The 22,935-nt window shown below is 42.3% G+C and carries 21 protein-coding genes and 1 pseudogene; 9 read left to right on the top strand and 13 right to left on the bottom strand.

Annotated features, from left to right (window positions below):
• On the top strand, positions 1–469 hold a 469-nt coding region (locus Q0779_RS02700), incomplete at its 5' end, for an IS3 family transposase (protein ID WP_298769215.1).
• Between the two features lie 125 nt (positions 470–594).
• Here Q0779_RS02700 and iscX read toward each other — a convergent pair.
• Both iscX and Q0779_RS02690 read right to left on the bottom strand, forming a co-directional pair.
• The gene (iscX, locus tag Q0779_RS02695; protein ID WP_298769213.1) at positions 595–795 is read right to left on the bottom strand and encodes a Fe-S cluster assembly protein IscX; all 201 of its coding nucleotides are present in this window, start codon (positions 793–795) and stop codon (positions 595–597) included.
• Between the two features lie 126 nt (positions 796–921).
• On the bottom strand, positions 922–1,929 hold the full coding sequence (locus Q0779_RS02690; RefSeq protein ID WP_298769211.1) for a class I SAM-dependent methyltransferase: 1,008 nt from the start codon (positions 1,927–1,929) through the stop codon (positions 922–924).
• Positions 1,930–2,236: 307 nt separating this feature from the next.
• Here Q0779_RS02690 and Q0779_RS02685 point away from each other — a divergent pair, with 307 nt between their 5' ends.
• The 5 genes from Q0779_RS02685 (at position 2,237) to Q0779_RS02665 (ending at position 8,461) form a co-directional block, all read left to right on the top strand.
• Positions 2,237–2,947 carry a metal-dependent hydrolase gene (locus Q0779_RS02685; protein WP_298769209.1) on the top strand — a complete coding sequence of 237 codons (711 nt, stop codon included), beginning with the start codon at positions 2,237–2,239 and terminating at the stop codon, positions 2,945–2,947.
• Positions 2,948–3,707: 760 nt separating this feature from the next.
• Positions 3,708–5,231 (top strand): APC family permease, encoded by a 1,524-nt coding sequence (locus tag Q0779_RS02680; RefSeq protein ID WP_298769207.1) that lies wholly within the window; start codon positions 3,708–3,710, stop codon positions 5,229–5,231.
• Between the two features lie 165 nt (positions 5,232–5,396).
• Positions 5,397–5,885, top strand: coding sequence for a hypothetical protein (locus Q0779_RS02675; protein ID WP_298769205.1), 489 nt, complete (start codon positions 5,397–5,399; stop codon positions 5,883–5,885).
• 106 nt (positions 5,886–5,991) lie between these two features.
• Positions 5,992–6,669 carry a hypothetical protein gene (locus Q0779_RS02670; protein ID WP_298769203.1) on the top strand — a complete coding sequence of 226 codons (678 nt, stop codon included), beginning with the start codon at positions 5,992–5,994 and terminating at the stop codon, positions 6,667–6,669.
• Positions 6,670–6,970: 301 nt separating this feature from the next.
• Positions 6,971–8,461, top strand: a complete 1,491-nt coding sequence (locus tag Q0779_RS02665) for an MAC/perforin domain-containing protein (protein ID WP_298769201.1) — start codon at positions 6,971–6,973, stop codon at positions 8,459–8,461.
• A 79-nt stretch (positions 8,462–8,540) separates the two neighbouring features.
• Here Q0779_RS02665 and fdx read toward each other — a convergent pair whose 3' ends face one another.
• The 9 genes from fdx to trmJ form a co-directional block, all read right to left on the bottom strand.
• Entirely contained in the window at positions 8,541–8,879 is a 339-nt protein-coding gene (fdx, locus tag Q0779_RS02660) for an ISC system 2Fe-2S type ferredoxin (RefSeq protein ID WP_298769198.1), read from the bottom strand.
• 8 nt (positions 8,880–8,887) lie between these two features.
• A complete protein-coding gene (gene hscA / locus Q0779_RS02655; RefSeq protein ID WP_298769196.1) occupies positions 8,888–10,750 on the bottom strand; it encodes a Fe-S protein assembly chaperone HscA in 1,863 nt (620 codons plus the stop codon).
• 165 nt (positions 10,751–10,915) lie between these two features.
• On the bottom strand, positions 10,916–11,446 hold the full coding sequence (gene hscB / locus Q0779_RS02650) for a co-chaperone HscB (protein ID WP_298769194.1): 531 nt from the start codon (positions 11,444–11,446) through the stop codon (positions 10,916–10,918).
• An 18-nt stretch (positions 11,447–11,464) separates the two neighbouring features.
• The gene (gene iscA / locus Q0779_RS02645) at positions 11,465–11,788 is read right to left on the bottom strand and encodes an iron-sulfur cluster assembly protein IscA (RefSeq protein ID WP_298769192.1); all 324 of its coding nucleotides are present in this window, start codon (positions 11,786–11,788) and stop codon (positions 11,465–11,467) included.
• 18 nt (positions 11,789–11,806) lie between these two features.
• The gene (gene iscU / locus Q0779_RS02640) at positions 11,807–12,187 is read right to left on the bottom strand and encodes a Fe-S cluster assembly scaffold IscU (protein ID WP_298769190.1); all 381 of its coding nucleotides are present in this window, start codon (positions 12,185–12,187) and stop codon (positions 11,807–11,809) included.
• Positions 12,188–12,219: 32 nt separating this feature from the next.
• A complete protein-coding gene (locus Q0779_RS02635) occupies positions 12,220–13,434 on the bottom strand; it encodes an IscS subfamily cysteine desulfurase (protein ID WP_298769187.1) in 1,215 nt (404 codons plus the stop codon).
• Positions 13,435–13,520: 86 nt separating this feature from the next.
• Positions 13,521–13,982: a Fe-S cluster assembly transcriptional regulator IscR gene (iscR, locus tag Q0779_RS02630; protein WP_298769185.1), complete on the bottom strand. Its 462-nt coding sequence runs from the start codon at positions 13,980–13,982 to the stop codon at positions 13,521–13,523.
• Positions 13,983–14,238: 256 nt separating this feature from the next.
• Entirely contained in the window at positions 14,239–15,060 is an 822-nt protein-coding gene (gene cysE, locus Q0779_RS02625) for a serine O-acetyltransferase (RefSeq protein WP_298769270.1), read from the bottom strand.
• Between the two features lie 13 nt (positions 15,061–15,073).
• Positions 15,074–15,859 (bottom strand): tRNA (cytosine(32)/uridine(32)-2'-O)-methyltransferase TrmJ, encoded by a 786-nt coding sequence (trmJ, locus tag Q0779_RS02620; RefSeq protein WP_298769183.1) that lies wholly within the window; start codon positions 15,857–15,859, stop codon positions 15,074–15,076.
• A gap of 158 nt (positions 15,860–16,017) precedes the next feature.
• Between trmJ and suhB the strand changes: the two genes are divergently transcribed.
• The gene (gene suhB, locus Q0779_RS02615) at positions 16,018–16,821 is read left to right on the top strand and encodes an inositol-1-monophosphatase (RefSeq protein ID WP_298769181.1); all 804 of its coding nucleotides are present in this window, start codon (positions 16,018–16,020) and stop codon (positions 16,819–16,821) included.
• 57 nt (positions 16,822–16,878) lie between these two features.
• Here the strand turns inward: suhB and Q0779_RS02610 are convergent, their stop codons facing one another.
• On the bottom strand, positions 16,879–18,270 hold the full coding sequence (locus tag Q0779_RS02610; protein ID WP_298769179.1) for a PhoPQ-activated protein PqaA family protein: 1,392 nt from the start codon (positions 18,268–18,270) through the stop codon (positions 16,879–16,881).
• Positions 18,271–18,650: 380 nt separating this feature from the next.
• Between Q0779_RS02610 and Q0779_RS02605 the strand changes: the two genes are divergently transcribed.
• Entirely contained in the window at positions 18,651–20,114 is a 1,464-nt protein-coding gene (locus Q0779_RS02605; RefSeq protein WP_298769177.1) for a carbon starvation protein A, read from the top strand.
• 343 nt (positions 20,115–20,457) lie between these two features.
• On the opposite strand, the pseudogene Q0779_RS02600 reads toward Q0779_RS02605, so the two are convergent.
• Positions 20,458–21,342, bottom strand: a pseudogene (locus Q0779_RS02600) (NAD(P)-dependent oxidoreductase); the annotation flags it as partial.
• A gap of 210 nt (positions 21,343–21,552) precedes the next feature.
• Here Q0779_RS02600 and Q0779_RS02595 point away from each other — a divergent pair.
• Positions 21,553–22,932, top strand: coding sequence for a PLP-dependent aminotransferase family protein (locus Q0779_RS02595; protein WP_298769175.1), 1,380 nt, complete (start codon positions 21,553–21,555; stop codon positions 22,930–22,932).
• The last annotated feature ends 3 nt before the right edge of the window (positions 22,933–22,935 follow it).

The following is a 22,935-nucleotide window of genomic DNA, read 5'->3' as shown; positions in this document are numbered from 1 at the left end:
CACTTATGTAAAATCGGATGAAGGGACGCATTATTTGTCTTTGGTAACAGATGCCTACTCCAGAAAGATAATGGGATATGAATTAAGTCATGAGATGAAAGCCAGTGATGTGGTTAAAGCATTAGATATGACGATAAAAAATCGTCGGACAAGCGGTGACACTATCCATCATTCAGATAGAGGGATGCAGTACTGCTCAGCTGAATACCAAGATAGGCTACAAGCAAATGGGCTTAGGCCATCGATGACGGATGGATATGATTGCTATCAAAATGCGCTTGCAGAACGCGTTAACGGGATTTTGAAGCATGAGTTTTTGCTTTATCGTTGTCGTACAATGAAGGAACTTGGTGTGTTGATTAAAGAATCGATAGAGACTTATAACCAATTAAGACCACATCTTAGTTTAGGGATGAAAACCCCAAACGAAGTACATGAAAAAGCCAGTCGGGGGTTCCAACTGGCTTAATAAAAACCGTCAACCTATTTTAGGACTAGACATACAACTTGGATGTAGGTGCTTTTACGTGCTCCCAAAGGGATGAAAGTTACACAACAACAGCGTTACCATAAATCTGCCATCAATGAAGATAATCAATTGGCTTCTTCAATCCAACAAGCCTGAATAGCCTCTAAGATACGCTCATTACAATGTTGTAAATCATCATTGAACTCATCAAGGAGTAAAATCCACTCATAAAGATCAGTAAAGCGCACTTTAAGGGGATTAATATCTGGATATTTATCTATCAGCGCTATTGCGATCTCCCGAGAGTCTATCCATTTCAACGTCATATAAGTATTCCTAATTAATCTCACCACCTAAAGTATATGACGACATCTAAAATATACCAAAAAGTGTCGATTCATTGTTAAAAAGGAGGCTTTCTCACCTCCAGCTTTAACTTATTTAAAAATAACTTAGATAATTTCTAACGCCACTATCTTTAATGGATGATTACCATCAAAAGAAGGAAAATCATCGTGAGGCGTCAGCCAAGTGTGCTTACCCACGCTCCTTCCTTGTTTTTCGACGCAACGCACTAAACTCGCGAACCAGTTATTCTTATCCACTTTAGCCACATTATTACAACAGACAATCATGCCACCTTTTTTCGTGGCCAACATGGCGGGTTTAAATAGACTTTGGTAATCATTAATCAAATCGACGGTTCCAAAAGGGCTTTTAGCAAAACGAGGCGGGTCGAGAAAAACAAGGTCAAATTGTGTGGCAGATAATTTAGGATAATCAGGTAACTTCTTGTTGCCTCTTGCCGTCACTTTCAACCCCCCAAGCTGACGAATAGCAGGAAACACATCACTTTGAATAAACTCACATTGTGAGACAACATCATTCAACTTAGCATTGGTTTTACCCGCCTCTAACGCAAATGATGAAAAATCAACATTAACAACACGTTTTGCCCCCCCGACAGCGGCGGCAGTCCCTATTCCACAGGTGTAAGAAAATAAGTTCAATACCGTTTTATTTGTGCTATTCGCTTTAACGAACTCACGGCCAATGCGCATATCGAGAAACAGCCAAGGATCTTGACCAACATGCCGTAATTTAGAGGTAAATACGATGCCATTTTCACGAATATGCTGCTCAGTCTCTGCATCATCGCTGAGGTTTTCATCTAATGCGTTTAGCACGCGAGAATGTCGCGAAGAACGATCGTTATAAATAATCGGCAGTAAAGTGTGCTGAGATAAAATATCACTTATCTCCATTAATACACTCTCTTCTAATCTTTGATGGAAACTTTGCACCAACCAAGTACTGCCGTAGCGATCGATAGTCAACCCATCAACACCTTCAACCGTCCCATGGAATACTCTAAAGCAATCGGTTTTAGCAATACACTCTGGCACAAACATCTTTTGACGTTTCGCTATGGCCGTCGTGAGTAATGAAGAAATAGACATAAAATGAAACTCGCAGATTGATGCTAAGGGCTGCGCATAATAGCAAACATTTTCACATTCAACGTGGTAAAAATACCCGCCAACACACATTTATCCGTTTCATATAAATATTTTTGCATAACCATTCTGCTAAAATACTTATAAGTGATTAAATAAAAAGCATATTATGTAAATACGCTATACAAACTAAAAGACATACTTTAAGGTCATGCTTGAATGACAACGAAATTATTTTTTAGGTTAACTCAGCTCAAGTCGCTTCTTTTTATTGATATTTTTTCATCATCTTCCCATTAAGGTTATTCTCTTGGCAAATTTCTCCACACATCTCAAAGCAAGTACCCTTACTAGCGCACCGTTAAGTTCTATTGCTCTCGCCACACACATTTTAACACTTCCAGAAAGCTTACTCTTATTTTCCATTGGCGCCTTATCGGGACTTCTGCCTGATCTGGACTCAGACAATTCCACTTCAATTCAATGGCTTTTTAGTATTCTAGGCTTCTTCTTATCCGCCAGCACCCTCTTTTTATACCCACTGCCCTCGTTAATTGAAATGTGGGTGGTCGGTATGGTCATTTATGCCATCACGATTTATGCCATTAAGCCTATCTTTGAACAAATCACCGTTCACAGAGGCACATTACATTCCATTGTGGCTGCTATCATGTTTTCCCTCATGGGTATTTGCCTTAGTTTATTTATGTTACAAGCATTAAATTTATCACTTCTCATCGGAGTAGCGATTTTCATTGGCGCCTTAACCCATTTAATACTCGATGAATGCTATAGCGTCGATTTAGCAAACAACACGTTGAAATCATCCTTTGGCACGGCCATGAAACTCATCGATAAACGCTACCCATTAACAACACTAATGCAGGTGCTATTAATCGGTGCAGGCCTGTTTTATCTCTTTCCCCACATTGATGAAATGCGTTCTGTTTTTGTCATATGGCAAATTCAACTTGAAAACCTCACCATCATCCCATCCTTTATTAGTCAATGGTGGCGATAAGTCCATTGAACTTGATGCGTTTTTCAAATGATAAAGCGCATCAACCACTTGCCTAAGTCTCTCTGCAGCAAAATATTGAAATTCAAATCACTTCCATCTGCTATTCTGTTTTATCGCCTGATGTCAACATATTGCCAAACCGACAACCAAACACAAAAGACACACAAAAAACACAATTTAAAAACCACGACCAAACAAATAAACCCCAAATGGAAACAAAAACAACCAAATCAAACCCATTAATTAACCAAACTCCTCCTACCAGAAGTCATAATGTAACGCACCGTAAATATAAATTTATTTAACGTCAATAAGTGTATTGGCGTTATTCTTGTCACCTTCTCTCAAGGTTTTTGCCCCGACTATTCATCCTATTACACCATTACACTTGATCGTCCCATGATCTGAAAACCCTCTCTGAGCAGTGTTTAAAATGTGACTAATCGTGTATTAATCTTAATTAACACTAACAATAAAAAATAAATAAAGTGATTTAAAATCATAAAGATAAAACAAATCTGCACAATAACTGAACAACCACAAAAAAAACTAAGCAACATTTTTTGATCAAAACCATACTTACACCCTTTCAATCACATGATAGAAAACATCAGGAATACTCCTTTTAAATTGGCTCATAAAAAATGCGCTAACTGTCGTCAATAGACTAAACGTGGAAAACCATTCATTTCACAAAGAAAGAATGGAAAAGTAAACCGCAAGCACAAGTTGTAAAAGCGGTTGTTGAGGTCAATGTTTTATGTTGAAGAATTCGGAAACACCCCATAAACTCTCACTTTTTAGTGGCGTCCTACTATGTTGCACTTGTATGGTCGGCTCAGGTTGGCTATTTAGCTCACAATTGGTCGCACAAAACGCGGGGAACTATGGTTTCATTTCATGGATTGTCGCCGCTGCCATTATTATTGTGATCAGCTTGTGTGTTTCATCAGTCGTGACTCGGTATCCACAAAGTGGTGCCACGACGCGCATGAGTGCCATCAGTCATAATGCCATGTTCGGAATGACCTTTGCTTTTGCCAATTGGTTCGGTGTGTCTGTTGTCATCGCCACCGAAGCCCAAGCCACAACAGAGTATTTAGCACCTTTTATCGGTGATGGGATCATGCAAGCAGGTACGCTGACTTGGGCGGGGAAAGGGATTGGCTTGGTCTTGCTGTGCCTTTATTTACTGGTTAATTGGTACGGACTCAAGTTATTGGCTCGAGTCAACAATGTGATCACTGTACTCAAAATATTCACGCCTATTTTTGTCATTGTCATTTTATTAGTCTCCCATTTTGACAGCACTAATTTTACGCAAGTGAGTCAAGATGCCTTTTCAACGGGAAGTATTTTTACGGCAATCGTGGCCTCAGGCATGGTCTATGCGTTTAATGGCTTTCAAGTCATCGCTTCCTTTGCTAGCGAAATAGAAAAACCCAAAAAAAATATCCCATTAACCATGATCCTTTCTGTGCTCATCACATTGGGGTTTTATCTATTATTACAGCTGGCGTTTATGGGCGCCATGCCACACGAGATGCTCGCTAATGGCTGGCCTAGTCTCAACATGAACTCCCCTATTGTAGGGTTAACCCTCATACTCGGCCTTAACTTTCTAATGTTACTGTTGCTAGCTGACAGTGTCATTGCGCCATCGGCTGTGGGGTACACGTATTTGGGCACTTCTTCTCGCATGTTATTGGCCATGGCAAAAGAGAAGCAGGCGCCCACTTTTATTAGTCGCAATATCCACCCCAAACGTGGATTTTCGACGCCCGCAATCATGGTTAACTTTATTATTGCGGTGCTATTTCTTCTGCAAGCCGAAAACTGGGCCGGACTGATGGTGATAGTCACCATGTTACATCTTATCGGTTACATGGCTGCGCCCATCAGTATGTCGGCCCTGAATCCCAAAACTAAATTGTTCGGGCTAATGGTGTTTATTATCATCACCATCCTGATGTTAACCGTGCCCAGTCGAGACATTCTACTCACCAATATCATCTTGAGCATATTATCCATCGGTTACCTCATACTTCAAGGCAAGTCGCATATCAAGGCCAACTTATTATTTGCCAGCCCACCGTTAATCTTTTTGTGGCTGATTTACTTTTGTGAGTCCATGGTACTCGGCGGCCTACTGGCTACAGGCTTCTTTTTATTGGTGACCAGTCGACGTTATGTGGAGCAATGCCGCATGCATAGGGAAAAACACTTAACCGCTCAACAATCGACATCACCCAGTAAAATGATTAACCCTCAACAAATGGATTAGCCGCCATCAGGAGAATATCCCCCGTGATCAAAAGGCGGGGAATATCAAAATAGCAATGAACGAGCAAGAGGTAATATTGTTTTTTTAACAGCGCGAGAACCATTCTCGCATTCAATGATAACCTTGAGGTGTACGATGAATAGATTAATGAAAAAAGCCATATGTATGGCTACAAGCGTTTTTTTATTGTTCTCTAGTAACGTATTAGCGAATAGTTTTAGTGTTCAAAACACTAGCGATAATGGGTATTTATTTGTTGACATAAACCACAGTGATAATAATAAACCGCAGGAGCCCAACACCCTATTTTTCCCCGGCGACATATTGATTGCAAATGGAGGAGAGATTAAATCAGATGTCGTCTGTAATAATGACTATGGAAGTTCAACACCAAGCATGACCTTCTCTATCTTGCACCAATCCAACAAACTTGAGATAGGAACAATTAAATTAGATCTATTTCTAGACGATGATAGATGCTGGGACCCTGATCGCAACGAATGTACATGGACACCAAATGAGAAAAATGCTGAAAAGCTGGAAGACATTGGCATTGTCACCACTGTCTTAATGGGCGATCCAAGCCGAAATGACATCTGGTTTGACTGCACTGAAAGTACGATATCAGTATATCAACCTGCTTTATCTCTATGATCGAAAACGGGTCAACCTAATATAGATAGAGGCTAGAGGCAGGCTTTAATAAAGCCTGTCTAATTAGCTCGACATCATATTTCACTTGAAATAGGAGGAATGCCATATGAAACACTTACCATCTTTAAACTTAGTGATCTTAATAATTGCATTTATTCCATTTTTTTCGCCAGCAGACCCAGATAGAAATAGGCCAGGCAATGCACCCGCGAATAAAATAACGGTCAAAAATAAACAACAATGGCATCATCTCTATCAGCAATCCATTAAAATAATATGTTTGATAGCCTCACTCTTATTTTTCAATTCAGCTTATGCCTATATAATACAAAGCGAATATGTGTTTTATAATCACACATTATTTACCAATATAACCGTTAAGCAAATCAAACAATATGATGACCCGTTCATGACCTTATACCCACATGAAATACCAGATAACGATATACCTCTAGTGGAATATACCCTTCAACCAGGCCAATTCATCCATGTTTATTTACGTTCCTCAGGTGGATGTTTAACACGAAAAGATTATCTCTTTCATTTCACAAGCATATGGAAAACGGCACAGTTTTCAATTAATAATTGGGCTGGTGATGATGGATCCGACTGCCACGGTTTTAGGGCTATTGCCGCAGGTTTTAACTATGAAGAAGGATGGACAGCATGCAGTCAGGATAAGGTGATAGTAAGCGGCTCATTAGGCATCCAATGTTTTCCTAGGGGAAGTGATGATGACGGCGATGATATCTATATCACTGACGAAAGAGACATGCTTAGATGAGTAAACGTTGATTAACCTAACCTGTAAAAAAATGTACTTTGATAATCCGTTTCTCTTTTTAATCGCAGCCATAATAATCAAAGGATCATAATAATACCGATGAAAAGTAGGCTGTTACTGATATTTCTGCTCAGCGTTATTTTAATGAGCAACTTGATGATGCTGTATTGAAACCATCATTTCCCCTGCAAAAACCATCTAAAACAGATGGTTTTTCTTTTTCTTACCCTCAATACAATAAAAACACCTACACTAAACATATACCCGTGTAACCTCTTAGCATCTAAAAGGATTGCCGCTTATGACAGTGATAGTGACCGGTGAACTCACGAATGAGAAAGACAATCAATTTACAGTCACACCTCAGTATCAAGGCCATGCCTATCTGGAGCTCTTACGACATAAACGAGATCTGCCCTCAAACGACTTAACGGGAGTGGAAGCCATTGGCGCCGGCTATGATATTTTTGGCCACTATGCTTTTGCCAAGAGCATCACAGTCCCCCTGTTTGACTGGAGCAAAACCGAACGCCGGCCCGTTGACTTTAAAAAAGAGATGCTTATCCCTGCACCAATATCAGCGAGTCCTAATAACACACCGCAATATCGATGCTTCTCTGGCAGTAATATTGCCAAATACCAAAATAACTTATCGCAATCCGCTCATATTCAAGATGCCCATAATCTTTTTTCAAGTTCGGTGACCAATGATTTTTCATCTCGCAGCCTCAGGGAAGCTGAAAATGCCTTTACCCGAGTTCAGCAAACCCTGCCCCTCTGGTCGCTGCAATTAGAAGGTGGTCTGAGCCCCTTACGCTCATTGCTCATTGACGACATCAAAATGGCCATTGATACTGCCAACACACCTTCAGATTATGCCCAATTATTTCAGCAATACGGTAGCCATTTTTTAACGGGTATTATCATCGGAGGGCGGGCCGTCTTTGCCTCGTCAACGAATAAAATTCTTCGGGATAATACTTACCCTATCGACACAATTGCCAAAGCTGTCTATCAAAAGCTCACGGGCCAGCTATCTTGTGATGATGAACAAGAATATGAAGCGGCCATGCACAATTTTAAGGCACATTCTAATTCACGCCATCTCATTGTTGGTGGAGATTATCAACCCGCCATGCAAGCTTTTTCAAGCAATAAACATCACTTTAGCCAATGGAGTCACTCCATTTTGGATGCCGCCACTGTCATTGATTTTACTCAAGAAGCCCCCCTAACCGGTATTTGGACATTATGCCGCTCCATAGAAAAGCAGCAAAAAATGTATGCCTACTTTAAAGACGTATGGGCAATGGATGCCTTTAAGGCCCATCAAATGTGGGCGGATTACATCGACAGCATTATTATTATTCGCGGCGATCACTCATCCATTCAGCCCCCTTGCGGCTATGTGAAAATCCCCGTCAATCTCAACAAAGACTCTGGTGGTGATTATATTTACCTTTGCTATCATAAAGTCTCTGCTGACGGGCTGAGAACAGATAATCCAAAGTGCATTACCGACATTCAAATTATTATGGGTGAGCGGACTCAGCCACCAGTGGGCTTTACTAAGTTAGATGTGGATTTGAACAAAGGATCCGGCGGAGAATACATCTTCCTATGCTATAAAAAAGCTCCCTTCGTTGATAGTATGGCCATCAAAGATCTCGACGTTATCAGCGGTGCTCGCCCCGATCTTAACGCCCCATTAGGCTTCATAAAACTCGATCAAGATCTCAATAAAGGCTCTGGCGGAGATTACATTTACCTTTGCTATTCAACCCGTGTTTGACTTTCAGCTTTAGATAAAAAAGCCAACTCTAAATGAGTTGGCTTAATCGCGCTCGCCCCTTGATAGCATGGCTAAAACACTAATTGCCCTCACTAACCATGTTAATCGTGTATTTAGGGATCTCGACAACCAGATCGGTGCTGGGCACTTTAGACTGGCAAGACAATCGGCTCTCAGGCTCAAGCCCCCAGGCTTTATCGAGCATGTCATCTTCAAGCTCATCACTTTCTTCAAGCTCATCAAAGCCTTCTCGAATAACCACATGGCAGGTTGTACACGCGCAGGACTTTTCGCAAGCATGCTCAATATGAATACCGTTTCTTAAGGCTACATTAAGCACAGTTTCGCCTTCTTTGGCTTCAAGCACTGCCCCTTCGGGACATAACTCTTCATGGGGTAAAAATACAACTTGTGGCATCTTGTTACCTATATATTGTCAACAGACTGGCCTTTGAGTGCCAGTTTAATAGAATTGTCCATACGCTTTGCAGCAAAATCTTGAGTCAGATTGTCTAAATCTTCAATGGCTTTTTCAATAGCATCACCATCAACACCTGCTGCCAGTTCGGCTAAATACTGCATACTGGTCTCGATATCATTGCGCACATCAGCACTGACCAAATCACCATCTTTATTCAATGCTGCCGTTAACGATTCCAATACTCTGGCTGCTTCCACTTGCTTTTCTGCCAGCATTCGACGGCTAATATCGTCCTTTGCATGGGTCATGGAGTCTTTCAGCATGTTACCAATTTCAGTGTCTGATAAACCAAAGGAAGGTTTCACTTGAATACTGGATTGCACTTGCGTTGATTTTTCCATGGCAGTGACACTGAGTAGTCCATCGGCATCCACTTGAAAGGTAACTCGAATATGAGCCGCACCCGCCGATAAAGCAGGGATCCCTTGCAAATTAAAGCGCGCCAATGAACGACAATCATCAACTAACTCACGCTCACCTTGCACCACATGAAACGCCATCGCCGTTTGCCCATCTTTAAAGGTGGTAAACTCTTGCGCCCGCGCCACAGGAATAGTGGTATTACGAGGAATGACTTTCTCCACTAAGCCCCCCATTGTCTCAATCCCTAATGACAATGGAATGACATCCAACAGTAATAAATCAGTATCAGGCTTATTGCCCACTAAAATATCCGCTTGAATGGCTGCGCCAATGGCCACAACACGATCGGGGTCAATCGAAGTGAGCGGTGTTTTCTTAAAAAACGTTTCCACTTTATCACGTACAAGAGGGACACGTGTTGAACCGCCCACCATAACGGTTTCAAGGACTTCATCAACACTCACGCCCGCATCACGCATGGCTCGGCGACAACTGTTGATGGTTTTTTTCACCAAAGGTAAAACTAAGGCATCGAACGCCTCACGGGTCACATCAAACTGCAGAGTGTGATTATTCTCCAGCGCCAACAATGCCGTCACCGAATGATTATCGGTCAATGCTTCTTTCACTCGCCTGGCTTCAATAAGCAATTGCCTTTCAAGGCTGGGACTGAGATCCGTTAATTGCCACTGCCCAATAAATGCCTCCACTAAAAGGTGATCGAAATCATCACCGCCTAATGCTGAATCTCCGCCCGTAGCCAAGACTTCAAAGACTCCTTTATTTAACCGCAAAACGGAAATATCAAAGGTACCACCGCCTAAATCATAAACGGCAATCACCCCTTCTTGTCCAGAATCCAGTCCATAGGCAATCGCTGCAGCGGTGGGCTCATTAAGTAACCTAAGCACCTTCACTCCCACTAACGCAGCCGCCTCTTTGGTGCCTTGACGCTGTGCATCATCAAAATAAGCAGGAACCGTGATCACCACACCTTCAAGCTCACCACCAAGACTCTCTTCTGCTCTTGCAACCAGTGGCCTTAATATTTCAGCAGACACCTGAATTGGGTTAACAGAACCTTGTTTTGTCACAAACAAGGGCAAGCCGTTATCACTTGCGGTCAAATCATAAGCTGAGATCAGCTTACTTGACTGTAAATCGGCAACACTTCGTCCCATAAAACGTTTAACCGACACTATGGTATTTTGAGGATCTTGTGCCGAAAAAGATTCAGCTTCATGACCGAAATAAATTTTATCTTGGGTGTAGCGAATGATCGATGGAAGAGAATGCCTGCCATCAAGATCGGGAAGTGTCTTCGCCTCACCGCTACGAACAGCAGCAACCAGCGAATTAGTGGTGCCTAAATCGATCCCCACAGCCAGTCTGTGTTGATGAGGCGCTGCGCTCTGCCCAGGCTCAGCAATCTGAAAAAGTGCCATATTTGTCCAACTTGATGAGGTAAGTGACACCGCTCGGTTAGCGAATGCTTACTGATTATCAATGCCATATTCAGTATATAAATCAAAATACAATATGGCACATTAGCAAGACAATATGAGGACCGACGTTCACCTACCTAACTTATTAAATAACTAAAATGAAAACTAATCATTATCGAATAAGGCATCTTCAACCTTAATCAATTCATCCTGCAATTTTACCATGAATTTTAATTTGCGAACATGATCAGCTGCGCGTTCCCAATCTGATTGAACCTCACTTTCCAGTAAAACCGCCAATGTTGCAGTAATGGATTGCGAATAATCACTAAACGATTGATTAAGCTCATTCATTAAATCATCAGGTGCGTTACTATGCGTAATCTCTTCTAATGACTCACGCCATTGCATTTGTTGTATTAAAAAAGCAGTATCTTTTACCGTTGTGGATTCATGGCTCAAGGTGAACCCTTTTAAAGCAAGAAGGTGCTCTGCTCGCAACACAGGGTTTTTAAGGGTTTGAAATCCATCATTTATTTGCGCAGTACGTTGTACAGCCAAACGCTTATCTTGTTCGGTGGAATGCGCAAACTTATCGGGATGAACCGCCTTTTGCAAATCGCGATAGCGATGAGCAAGTAAGGCGGTATCGACATCAAAAGAAGGAGAAAAACTAAATAATTCAAAATAATTCATTGTTTATCTGAGATACAGTTAAACGGTAAAGCTCTCACCGCAACCACACTCGCCTTTTGCATTAGGATTATTAAATTCAAAACCTTCGTTTAAGCCTTCTTTTACAAAATCCAACTCAATGCCCTGAAGATACACCAAACTTTTAGCATCGATAATAATGTTTACCCCATCGATAGCATAAAGTTCATCATCATCATTCAGGTCATCAACAAACTCAAGGATGTAGGCCATCCCTGAGCAGCCAGATGTCTTCAATCCGATCCGCAAACCTAGGCCTTTACCACGACTGGCTAAAAAGCTCTTGATCCGCTCCGCCGCCGCAGGCGTAATCGTCATTGTCATCTTAACTCCAACGCTTAACTAGCTTTCTTTGGTTTTATATTCATCTAATGCGGCTTTAATCGCATCTTCAGCCAAAATAGAGCAATGAATTTTGACAGGAGGCAGTGCCAATTCTTCAGCAATATCCGTATTTTTAATTGCTAATGCTTGCTCAACAGACTTACCTTTTACCCATTCCGTCACTAATGAACTGGATGCAATGGCACTGCCGCAACCATAGGTTTTAAACTTGGCATCTTCAATAATACCGCTGTCACTGATGCGCAATTGCAACTTCATGACATCACCACAAGCGGGTGCGCCCACCATTCCAGTCACTACTGAAGGATCGTTTTTGTCAAATGAACCCACATTACGTGGATTTTCATAATGATCGATTACTTTTTCGCTATAAGCCATGGTACTTCTCCAATTTATCTATTCGTGAACGATTAATGATGTGCCCATTGGACAGAATCCAAATCGATACCATCTTTAAACATCTCCCACAAAGGAGACATCTCTCGCAATACACCAATAGATTGTGTAATGGTTTCTATTGCATGCTCAATTTCTTCATCGGTAGTAAAACGGCCAATGGAGAAACGAATAGAGCTATGCGCCATCTCATCATTGAGGCCCAATGCTCTTAATACATAACTGGGTTCTAAACTCGCAGAGGTACAAGCAGAACCGGAAGAAACCGCTAAATCTTTTAAAGCCATCATCAATGACTCACCTTCAACGAAGTTAAAGCTCACATTTAAACTACCGCAATACCTGTGCTCTAAATCACCATTGATATAGGTCTCTTCGATGTGCTTAATGCCGTTCCATAATTTATCACGTAGGCGTAAAATACGGGCATTATCAGTGTCCATATCTGCTTTGGCGATGGCCGCCGCCTCACCCATTCCTACAATTTGATGGGTCGCCAGTGTACCACTGCGCATACCACGCTCATGACCACCACCATGCATGGTTGCTTCAAGGCGAATACGCGGTTTACGACTCACGTATAATGCGCCAATCCCTTTAGGGCCATACATTTTATGGGCAGAAATCGATAACAGGTCAACTTTGGTTTTTTGTACATCAACCACTAACTTACCAACACTTTGCGCCGCATCAACATGAAAAATAATTTTACGTGAACGGCACAACTCGCCAATGGCATCAATATCCTGAATAACGCCAATTTCATTATTCACGTGCATGATACTCACCAAAATCGTGTCATCACGCATGGCTTCTTCAAGCATGGCTAAGGGAATTAATCCATTATCTTCAGGCTGTAAATAAGTGACTTCATATCCTTCACGTTCAAGCTGACGGCACGTATCAAGTACTGCTTTGTGCTCAGTCTTACTGGTGATGATATGTTTACCTTTTTTCTGATAAAAATGCGCCACACCTTTGATGGCTAAATTATCAGATTCTGTCGCCCCAGACGTAAAAACAATTTCACGGGGATCGGCATTGATCAGTTCAGCAACTTGGTTACGCGCAATATCCACCGCTTCTTCGGCTTGCCAACCATAACGATGAGAACGTGACGCAGGATTGCCAAAAATGCCATCCATCGTCATGCATTGCATCATTTTTTCTGCTACACGGGGATCAACCGGTGTTGTCGCAGCATAGTCTAAGTAGATAGGTAATTTCATCTCACACTCCGTACTTTGTAACCCGTCTATTTACAGGCTACTCACAACGTACAAAAATTTATTTTTATAATCATCGCAAAAGAGGATTAAGTACCCAACCTTTGCTCCTGTTGTAACTTGTCTTGCTGAACAGAAATAAACTGCACATCTCGTTTACGCATCAAACCCGCTAGACTGATACCATTTAGAAAGTCTGAAATTTGATCGCTTAAATCGCCCCAAAGTGAATGTGTTAAACAACGACTTCCACCTTGGCAATTGCCTTGTCCTTGACAACGGGTCGCATCCACGGATTCATCGACGGCGCGTACCACCATACCCACAGATATGTCACAAGCATTCATGCCTAAACGGTATCCACCGCCTGGCCCACGAACACTGGAAACTAAGTCATTTTTTCTCAATTTAGCAAAGAGTTGCTCTAGATAGGACAATGATATCCCTTGACGCTCTGAAATGTCAGCCAGTGGTACTGGCCCAGCCGTAGAATGCATAGCAACATCTAACATTGCAGTCACTGCATACCGACCTTTCGATGTAAGTTTCATGTCGACTTCGGCTCCTGAAAACGCCTAAAAAAGCATAGTTTAATTTCAACATACCTGAGTAAATTAGTCAAGTATAAAACCCAGTAATTTACTCAAGTATTCGCGATGTTAACTTTGCTTTAATAAACTATCGAAGATCGCGCTTTTTTAAGCTCGGTATTTAACCTTTTTATCGAGTAATATTCAATGAAAATCGCACTATTATTTATCTCAAATGTCCTTATTCACTTCTTCATAAACAAAGGGGACCATCTCATTAAATAATGGGGTCAAATTCATCCACCCCTCGCTCGCGTTTTTGCGCTGCAGCTAATTCAGCATCACTAAACTCATCCACTTCAAGATCCGGTAACTTCTCAGTACACACACTGCCGCCCATGGTTTGTACCACTTGACACAGATCTTGCACTTTTGAATCCATTAAGTGCATATGATCGAGCATTTGACCTATAGCATTAGCCACAGGATCAGGATTATCAGGTGAAACAGCATAGGCATCAAAACCATACTTTTTCGCCATTTCATGGCGGCGCTCGGTGGTTTCTTTAGATTGCGCAGAAGGCGTCGTCACCACTCGACCCGGAATGCCCACCACAGTCGTATCACAAGGCACATCTTTGACAACCACTGAATTCGAACCCACTCTGGCACCATCATGCATAGTGATCGGACCTAAAATCTGTGCGCCCGCCCCCACCACCACATTGTTGCCCAAAGTTGGGTGACGCTTTCCGGCCTGCCAGGTAGTCCCACCCAATGTTACACCATGATATAAAGTACAATCATCACCAATTTCAGCGGTTTCTCCAATGACAACGCCCATACCATGATCGATAAAAAAGCGCTTTCCTATGGTGGCACCAGGGTGAATTTCAACCCCCGTTAACCAACGGGAAAATGTGGACAAACCTCTTGATAATAAGCGCCATTTTTTTAACCAAAGCTTATGGCTTACACGGTGGATCCAAATCGCTTGCATGCCCGGATAATTGAGCAGTACTTCTAGGGTACCTTTTGCAGCAGGATCTCTGTGATATATTGATGCAATATCATCTTTAAGCCTTGCAAACATGGTGATGATTCCTTGTTATCTATTGATCGCTTGAGGGGATATCCCTCCCTTTTTTATCAACCACTTTTTTATCAACCACTTTTTTATCAACCACTTTTTTGTCAACAGAGGTTAATATGCCACGTAAAATGTTCATTTCTGCTCGCTCAATTCGCGCGCGACTGAATAATCGACGCAGTTTAGTCATCACTTGGCCAGGATGGTTTTTTACAATAAAGCCCGTTGATAAGAGGGTATTTTCTAAATGAGTAAAAAAGTTCTCTTGATCTTTGGCGAGAGGATACACTTCCTCAACCTTAGGGTAGTCGACCTTCGTGGATTCTAGATAGGCCATGCGGGCTTCATAACAAATAATTTGCACCGCTTGCGCCAAATTTAATGAGGTGTATTCTGGATTAGCAGGGATCGCAACATGATAAGTGCATTTTTGCAACTCTTCATTAGTTAAGCCATTATTTTCACGACCAAAAACAATCGCCACAGGGCCATTCACCGCTGAGCCAACAAGTTTCTCCCCTGCTTCACGTGGATCAAGCATAGGCCAATCAAGCGTTCGACTACGCGCACTCGTCGCTATCACCATAGAACAATCTGCAATCGCTTCTTCCACAGAGTCGACGGTTACAGCATGTTTAAGAATATCTGACGCCCCCGCCGCTAAGGCCACCGAATGCCCATCAGGCGCGACTTTAAGCTCTGCAAGATATAAAGAAGAAAGCCCCATGGTTTTCATTGCTCGGGCTGTAGAACCAATGTTTCCCGGATGGGAAGTTCCGACGAGAACAACACGTATATTACTTAGCATTAAACGACTTAATTTTATAAAAGATGATTGATAAGAATGTTACCACACACTACTGAAAAAATTTATACTTAAATCAATATTTGATATAACCGACAAATCACGTATAATCCGGCTCCGATTATTCGTATCCGTTCTTTAACATCCAGGGGATAGCAACCATGCTTCCGATGCAAACTATTGCTGTGCGCGCCGCTCGCGCTGCCGGCCAAACTATTGTACGCGCCTTTGCCGAGCTTGATCGTATTGAGGTCAACTCTAAAGGAATTAATGACTACGTCACTAATGTGGACAAGGAAGCTGAATCTACCATAGTTTATCAAATTCGCAAGGCTTACCCAGATCACACCATTATTGGTGAAGAGAAAGGTGAAAACCGCGTTGGAAACAGTGATTATGTGTGGATAATTGATCCTTTGGATGGCACCAATAACTTCGTTCGCGGTATTCCTCATTTCGCCGTTTCTATTGCCATGCAATTTAAAGGCAAAACAGAAGTCGCTGTTATTTACGATCCTATCCGTGACGAGCTTTTTTCTGCTGTTCGCGGTAAAGGCGCTAAGCTTAACGATTTCCGTATTCGCGTCAACAAATCAACAGACTTCAACGCTGCCATTATCGGTACGGGCTTCCCCTTCAAAGCCAAACAGCATACTGAAACTTACATGAAAATGTTTGCAGATGTCTTCAGCCAATGTGCTGACTTACGTCGTGCAGGCTCTGCTGCCCTTGATTTAGCCTATTTAGGTGCGGGCCGTTTAGATGGTTTCTTTGAAATTGGCCTTAAGCCGTGGGACATCGCTGCGGGCGATCTTATCGTGCGTGAAGCTGGCGGCACTGTGACTGACTTAACCGGTAACCACAACTATTTAAGCTCAGGGAATATCATTGCTGGCTCACCAAAAGCCACAACAACCATGGTAAAAAGCTTCCGCCCTTTACTTAATGATGCACTAAAGCGTTAAGCTTTCATTCAATACCCAGACAGCTCAAAAAGCGCCGAAAAGGCGCTTTTTTGTGCCTTATTGTTTGTTAGCGGTATGTAGATTTTTATTGGCATTTTTAAGCAACTCGGTTAAATCTTCCCCCACCACCCAAGCTTTACCACTGACCACGATAGGCGTGGTGACCGTGATATCGCCTGTTGATGTGTTAAACCCCATTTCAACAAAGCGTGCCCAATAGCCCTTTGGCTCTGTCACATTCGCAATCGGAAATTGGCAGCCTTTTTCATCACACTCTCCCGATAAGCTGCTTGATGTAAACACGATCCCAGCATTTATTCTAAAGTCTCTCAATTTAGGGTTAAAGGCTTGCCATAAACGGGCCGATTGAGGGGGCTTGTGGGTATTGACCGATGCAAGACGGCCTTGTTTATTCAATGTCCAGTTCAATATGGGCGCTGCTCGTTTTTGAATAAATTCACCATAATAATTTATCACCGCTTGCGTGACCAAACTCATATCAATGTAATGACTTTGGTTAGGCATGACTCTCAATGTATTCACGCCTGGCAGTTTGTTTAAATAAAGTGCTAACGAGTCAGCGGCAAAAAAATCATCACCGGCTGCACTAATAATGTATTTTGGTATGTTTAAACGTGCTTGGTATTGTGGATTATCAGCATAAGTCAGTGGATCTTCAATTTGCATCAACTTACTAAAGGCGGCCGAGTCGATTCGATTGGGGATCCCTTGTGCAATATAGTCTTTAAAAGCCGGTGGCCAGCCCTTAAAACTCTGGTAAATATGCTCAAGATTGGCTTTAGTATCGAGTATATCAATCACAATAGGGATGATCCCATTGACGCGCTTATCCGCTAATGCCACCAGCCAAGCTGCCCAACCTCGTTTACTGGCTCCTGAAATCACAAAATCCGTTGGTACCGTCCAGCCCTGCTCTTTTGCTATTGCTTGCACTGCATCCATTGACTTCACAGCGGCTTTTGCCATGGGTAAATGAGCGGACCAGTAAGCTTGAGACGGCGCGTCCAAATAACGACTCCAAGTATAAGCCACAAGATCATCTTCCTTGCGCTCAATACCGTCTTTAAAAGTAAGATATTGATTAGGCGAGAAATTAACTTCAATCACATAGGCATTCGTCGCTTTTGCGATTGCCAATGCATCCATGTTTTGGCTTTGACTCACAATCTGATTATCTAAAGGGCTACTCTCTAAAGGGCGATCAATCCCCCCATTAATTATCAATAACCCTTGATGGGGCCTACTTTTATTCAGCGATGTGGGCAAATACACAGTGAGTTGATGCTGCCAACTTGTTCCCCACAAGCTGATATTTTTAGGCGGCCAAAATACACTATTAAGCAGGTATTCATATACTCGCACATTATCAGATTGAGTTTGGGATTGTAATTGCCATTGGGGACTTGTCACATTTTCTGTTTTTTGCATGTAACACACTAAAACATCTTGAGGCATTTTCACTAACGATTGTGGATCACAAGCGGCCTTAACAAACAGAGGTTGCCATAACCCTAGGAAGAGAAACCAAAAAAAATACCGATAACTATTCGAGAGGGGAAAACATCGCATCATTTATTTCTCAACAACGAATGATACATTCAGTTATAGTTCATAAAACAGGCTATCACCAACTCAGTTCGAACGCCCCCATCGATGTTTATTTGCTCAGCTATTGCCTTTTTATTATGCACTTTGTATCGTTACCTTTGCTCAAAATAAGGCAATAGCAAGATTTAACATAAGCAACTGACAAACAATCAGTAATAAAATAATAAACTAAAAATTCTTTTTATCTTGAGGGAAAAAATATGCTGTGGTTCCTACTCTGCGTCGGATTACTGATCGGCGGCTATGTCATTTATGGCACGTTTGTTGAAAAAATATTTGGCATTAATAAACACAGCCAAACTCCTGCCTATAAACACAATGACGGGGTGGATTTTATCCCGATATCCAAAAGTAAAGCCTATTTAATACAACTACTCAATATTGCAGGTGTTGGCCCCATTTTTGGTCCCATATTAGGTGCACTTTATGGGCCTGCCGCTATGCTCTGGATTGTGCTAGGCTGTATTTTTGCCGGCGCCGTACATGATTATTTTTCGGGTATGCTATCCATTCGCAATCAAGGGCAATCCATTCCCAATTTAGCTGGAAAATACTTAGGCAAGCCAGCCAAACACTTTACAAACCTTTTTGCCATTGTACTGCTGTTATTAGTCGGAGTGGTCTTTATTTCTGCTCCTGCTGGGCTACTCAGTAAATTAACAGGATGGCACATGAGCCTCTTTGTTATCATTATCTTTAGTTATTATCTGCTCGCAACCTTAGTACCTATCGATAAAATTATTGGTAAACTTTATCCCTTTTTTGGCGCATTGCTATTATTTATGTCTGCTGGGCTCACCATTGCCTTGATCATGTCAAATGAGCATCAATTGTTGGCAAACTACAGTATCAGCGATGTGTTTAGTAACTTAAACCCCAATGACATGCCTTTATGGCCAGCGCTGTTTATCACCATAGCTTGCGGTGCAGTTTCAGGCTTTCATGCCACACAATCCCCCCTTATGGCACGCTGCGTTGAAAACGAGGCCAATGGCCGATTCGTATTTTTTGGCGCCATGATTGGCGAGGGGATCATAGCCTTGATTTGGTGCGCCATTGCGTTATCTTTTTATGGCGGTGTAAGCGGCCTCAATATTGCCATGCAGAGCAACCCAGCCAACCTTGTTTATGATGCCTCTCACGTTTTATTAGGCACTCTTGGCGGTGGCTTGGCTATTTTAGGGGTCATTATTCTCCCCATTACCTCAGGTGATACCGCCTTTCGCTCAGCAAGACTCATCCTTTCTGAAATGTTTAATACACCACAAAAAACACTGCCCAAACGATTACTGTTCGCTATCCCCTTGTTCATTATGGGTGGCATTCTAACGCAAGTGGATTTCGCCGTCCTTTGGCGCTACTTCGGCGTCGCTAATCAAGCAACTGCCGTTATTATGCTTTGGACAAGCTCGGCTTATTTATTGCGTCATCAAAAATTTCATTGGATAGCCACTCTTCCTGCCTTATTCATGACAACTGTGGTAATTAGCTTTTTACTCAATTCAGACACATTAGGTGCAGGGCTTCCTATGACAGTATCCACTCTCACAGGCATGATAATCAGTGTAGGGATAATGCTACTTATCATCACAAAGAATAAGAAAAACACTATTGCAGAAACTGGCATTGAAGCGCCCATAAAGAAATATACCCAAATCACTTGAAAGTGCATGTTTTCAGAGCCCGTAAAAGGGCTTAATTCAAGGCGCATTAGTGAAAGAATGCTTATTGCCTTGTGAGATCATGCAACGCAGAAGTTAGCGTTTTTACGGACTCCCAACGGGCTGGTTTAAAACACTTTTATACTGCGTTATTGAGTATCAACTTAGAATGACTAAGCCAGAAACTCAATGCCTTGCCTAAAATGTTTTAATTCCAGCTGAATCCTGCATCTTCAAGTGGTTTGGGTATAAACGCAGTCATTAAAGCGTCATAAACAGCCGCAATGTAGCGCCTGTTTATGATGGCAACCTCTCGATAAGCGAGACAATTAACGCCGAATTTAGGCTATTTTTCCAAAGATAACGCCTTAATAAGTACAGAGGTATCCATACGGCCTAATCCTTGCTCAGACAAGGCTTGATAATCATCATTGACCGACTGAGTAAGCGGCAGTGTTAAGCCATGTTGCTTTGCCTCATCTAAGCAAATACCTAAATCTTTTATCATCCAATCAATGGCAAAACCAAAGTCAAATTTATCCTGAGCCATCGTCACGGCCCGATTTTCCATTTGCCAAGAACCCGCTGCGCCATGCTTTAGAGTATTAACCACATCTTCAATATCCAAATTCGCTTTTTCGGCTAAAGTTAATGCTTCACTCAATCCACGCAGCACCCCTGAAATGCAAATTTGATTCACCATTTTACAGCGCTGGCCTTGCCCGTTTTCCCCTAACAAGGTGCTTTGTTTCGCATACACATCCATGACGGACTGCACCCGTTCAAAAATTCTGGGCTCACCACCACACATAATGGTTAAAGCACCCTTTTCAGCCCCCATTTGACCGCCTGACACTGGCGCATCAATAAAATGCACACCTTGGCGTTGACAATACTCACTGAGTTCTACCGCCAATGTCGCCGAGGTGGTGGTATGATCCACTAAAATCGCATCAGACTTCATCCCCGCAGCAATGCCATTTTCACCGTAAACCACACTTCTAACATCATCATCGTTCCCCACGCACACAAATACAATGTCGGCGTCCATCGCCGCCGCTTTGGGCGTATTCGCACTCATTCCTTGATACTCTTGAGTCCAGTTACTTGCTTTGTCACTATTGCGATTAAACACTGTGGTTGAATATCCAGCCTTGTGAAGATGGCCAGCCATTGGAAAACCCATCACGCCTAAACCCACAAATGCCACTTTTACTGATTTCATACGCCCTGCCTCTTTCTGTGTTCACGCTTTAACATGCCCCGTTATTGAAAAGTAGGAGTATAAAGCGTCAGATGATTAATATTGACTGAGTCTACTTGGCCATATTGACCTATGTCAATTATATTTAATAAGCAATTTGACATAGGTTTACTTACTGCGCTTTTCTCCTTACACTGACACCGGATCCCTTTATTGTTTATTTAAGGACTGCTCTTCATGAGTAATAATAAGTTTAGGCACATTGCCCAAACTATCGATAACCGTATTTTAGAGGGTGTATACCCTGCTAACACTAAATTGCCTCCACACCGAATATTGGCAAATGAGTTGAGCACGACACCCAGCACAGTTGCAAAAGCCTATTCATTATTAGTTGAGCAACAAAAAGTCGTCTCTTTTGTCGGTAAAGGCACCTTTGTCTGTGCTAATTCCATGCTTGAAAATGCCATACAAGCAACCGATATTGAACGAGAATATAATTATTCTATTCTTCAACCTTGCTTAATCTACAACCAAAGTACATTACAAGCCGCCTTTCGACAAAGTGCACAGCATTTAAGCCTCGATATGTTGGGCTATACCGATCATAGTGGCCATATGGCCCATAAAGAAGCCGGGGCAAAATGGGCACGGGCCTTTGGATTAGACGTTGTGCACGCCCAAGACATCTTGCTAACCAATGGCGCACAAAATGCGCTAGACATACTCATCCAAACTTATACTCAACCCGGCGATGTAATTGCCGTTGAGCAATATACTTATCCTGGTATTTTATCCATTGCACAGCTCCACGGATTAACCCTTATTAGCATTCCCATGGACGAGCAAGGCATGAAAGCCGATGCGCTCAGCCAAGCATTAACAAGTCATGATATCAAGTTGGTGGTCATTCTTCCCTCTCATCAGAATCCCACTACCATCACCATGCCATTAACGCGTCGAAAGGCCATTGCAAAGATAATAGCGGCGCATTCAACCTGGTTAATAGAAGATGATTTATATGGTTTTTTAAATGATGAGGTGATCCCCGCCATCACGAATTTCATTCCAACACAAAGCTTTCACATTAGCGGGCTCTCCAAAGCCATTAGCCCCGCACTGCGATGCGCCTATTTAAAGGCGCCTCGCAATGAAATTCGAAAATTGACGGCACGTATTCGCGCATCCATCTGGCTCGCTTCTCCATTAACCTTTAACCTAGCCCAATGCCTTATCGAGTCAGGAGAGGCATTAACATTGGTAGACACGCAAAAAAACATCGCACGAAAACGCCAAGCATTTACAAAAAAGGCCTTGTCTTTTTTAAGCCATTATAGCCATGATACCAGTTACCATATCTGGCTCGCCCTGCCCCATAAGTGGCATGGCGACACTCTAATGATGGAGACCCAAGACAGGCAAATATTGATCAGCCATGGCCGTTTTTTTACGTCAGGATCTTTGGTTTCACCGGACTCATCGGCAAAATCAAATCAGGAATACATTCGCTTGTCTTTAATGGCCATCGATGATGAACACCATTTTCAACAAGGTATTTTGCAACTGGCCGCATTACTTAAAGATGATCCTAAGCATGCATTAACCCCACTGACTTAGCAT

This window comes from uncultured Shewanella sp., assembly GCF_947491715.1.
Lineage (GTDB): Bacteria > Pseudomonadota > Gammaproteobacteria > Enterobacterales > Shewanellaceae > Shewanella.
The sequence above is the reverse complement of the archived record's forward strand: the minus strand, read 5'-3'. Positions and strand labels throughout refer to the sequence as shown.

Coding starts and splice junctions, on each gene's coding strand:
- Q0779_RS02665 (WP_298769201.1), top strand. CDS start 6,971: ATGACAGTGATAGTGACCGGTGAACTCACGAATGAGAAAGACAATCAA.
- hscB (WP_298769194.1), bottom strand. CDS start 11,446: ATGAATTATTTTGAATTATTTAGTTTTTCTCCTTCTTTTGATGTCGAT.
- suhB (WP_298769181.1), top strand. CDS start 16,018: ATGCTTCCGATGCAAACTATTGCTGTGCGCGCCGCTCGCGCTGCCGGC.
- Q0779_RS02680 (WP_298769207.1), top strand. CDS start 3,708: ATGTTGAAGAATTCGGAAACACCCCATAAACTCTCACTTTTTAGTGGC.
- trmJ (WP_298769183.1), bottom strand. CDS start 15,859: ATGCTAAGTAATATACGTGTTGTTCTCGTCGGAACTTCCCATCCGGGA.
- Q0779_RS02605 (WP_298769177.1), top strand. CDS start 18,651: ATGCTGTGGTTCCTACTCTGCGTCGGATTACTGATCGGCGGCTATGTC.
- iscX (WP_298769213.1), bottom strand. CDS start 795: ATGACGTTGAAATGGATAGACTCTCGGGAGATCGCAATAGCGCTGATA.
- fdx (WP_298769198.1), bottom strand. CDS start 8,879: ATGCCACAAGTTGTATTTTTACCCCATGAAGAGTTATGTCCCGAAGGG.
- Q0779_RS02595 (WP_298769175.1), top strand. CDS start 21,553: ATGAGTAATAATAAGTTTAGGCACATTGCCCAAACTATCGATAACCGT.
- iscR (WP_298769185.1), bottom strand. CDS start 13,982: ATGAAACTTACATCGAAAGGTCGGTATGCAGTGACTGCAATGTTAGAT.
- Q0779_RS02610 (WP_298769179.1), bottom strand. CDS start 18,270: ATGCAAAAAACAGAAAATGTGACAAGTCCCCAATGGCAATTACAATCC.
- Q0779_RS02635 (WP_298769187.1), bottom strand. CDS start 13,434: ATGAAATTACCTATCTACTTAGACTATGCTGCGACAACACCGGTTGAT.
- iscU (WP_298769190.1), bottom strand. CDS start 12,187: ATGGCTTATAGCGAAAAAGTAATCGATCATTATGAAAATCCACGTAAT.
- Q0779_RS02690 (WP_298769211.1), bottom strand. CDS start 1,929: ATGTCTATTTCTTCATTACTCACGACGGCCATAGCGAAACGTCAAAAG.
- Q0779_RS02675 (WP_298769205.1), top strand. CDS start 5,397: ATGGCTACAAGCGTTTTTTTATTGTTCTCTAGTAACGTATTAGCGAAT.
- iscA (WP_298769192.1), bottom strand. CDS start 11,788: ATGACAATGACGATTACGCCTGCGGCGGCGGAGCGGATCAAGAGCTTT.
- Q0779_RS02670 (WP_298769203.1), top strand. CDS start 5,992: ATGAAACACTTACCATCTTTAAACTTAGTGATCTTAATAATTGCATTT.
- hscA (WP_298769196.1), bottom strand. CDS start 10,750: ATGGCACTTTTTCAGATTGCTGAGCCTGGGCAGAGCGCAGCGCCTCAT.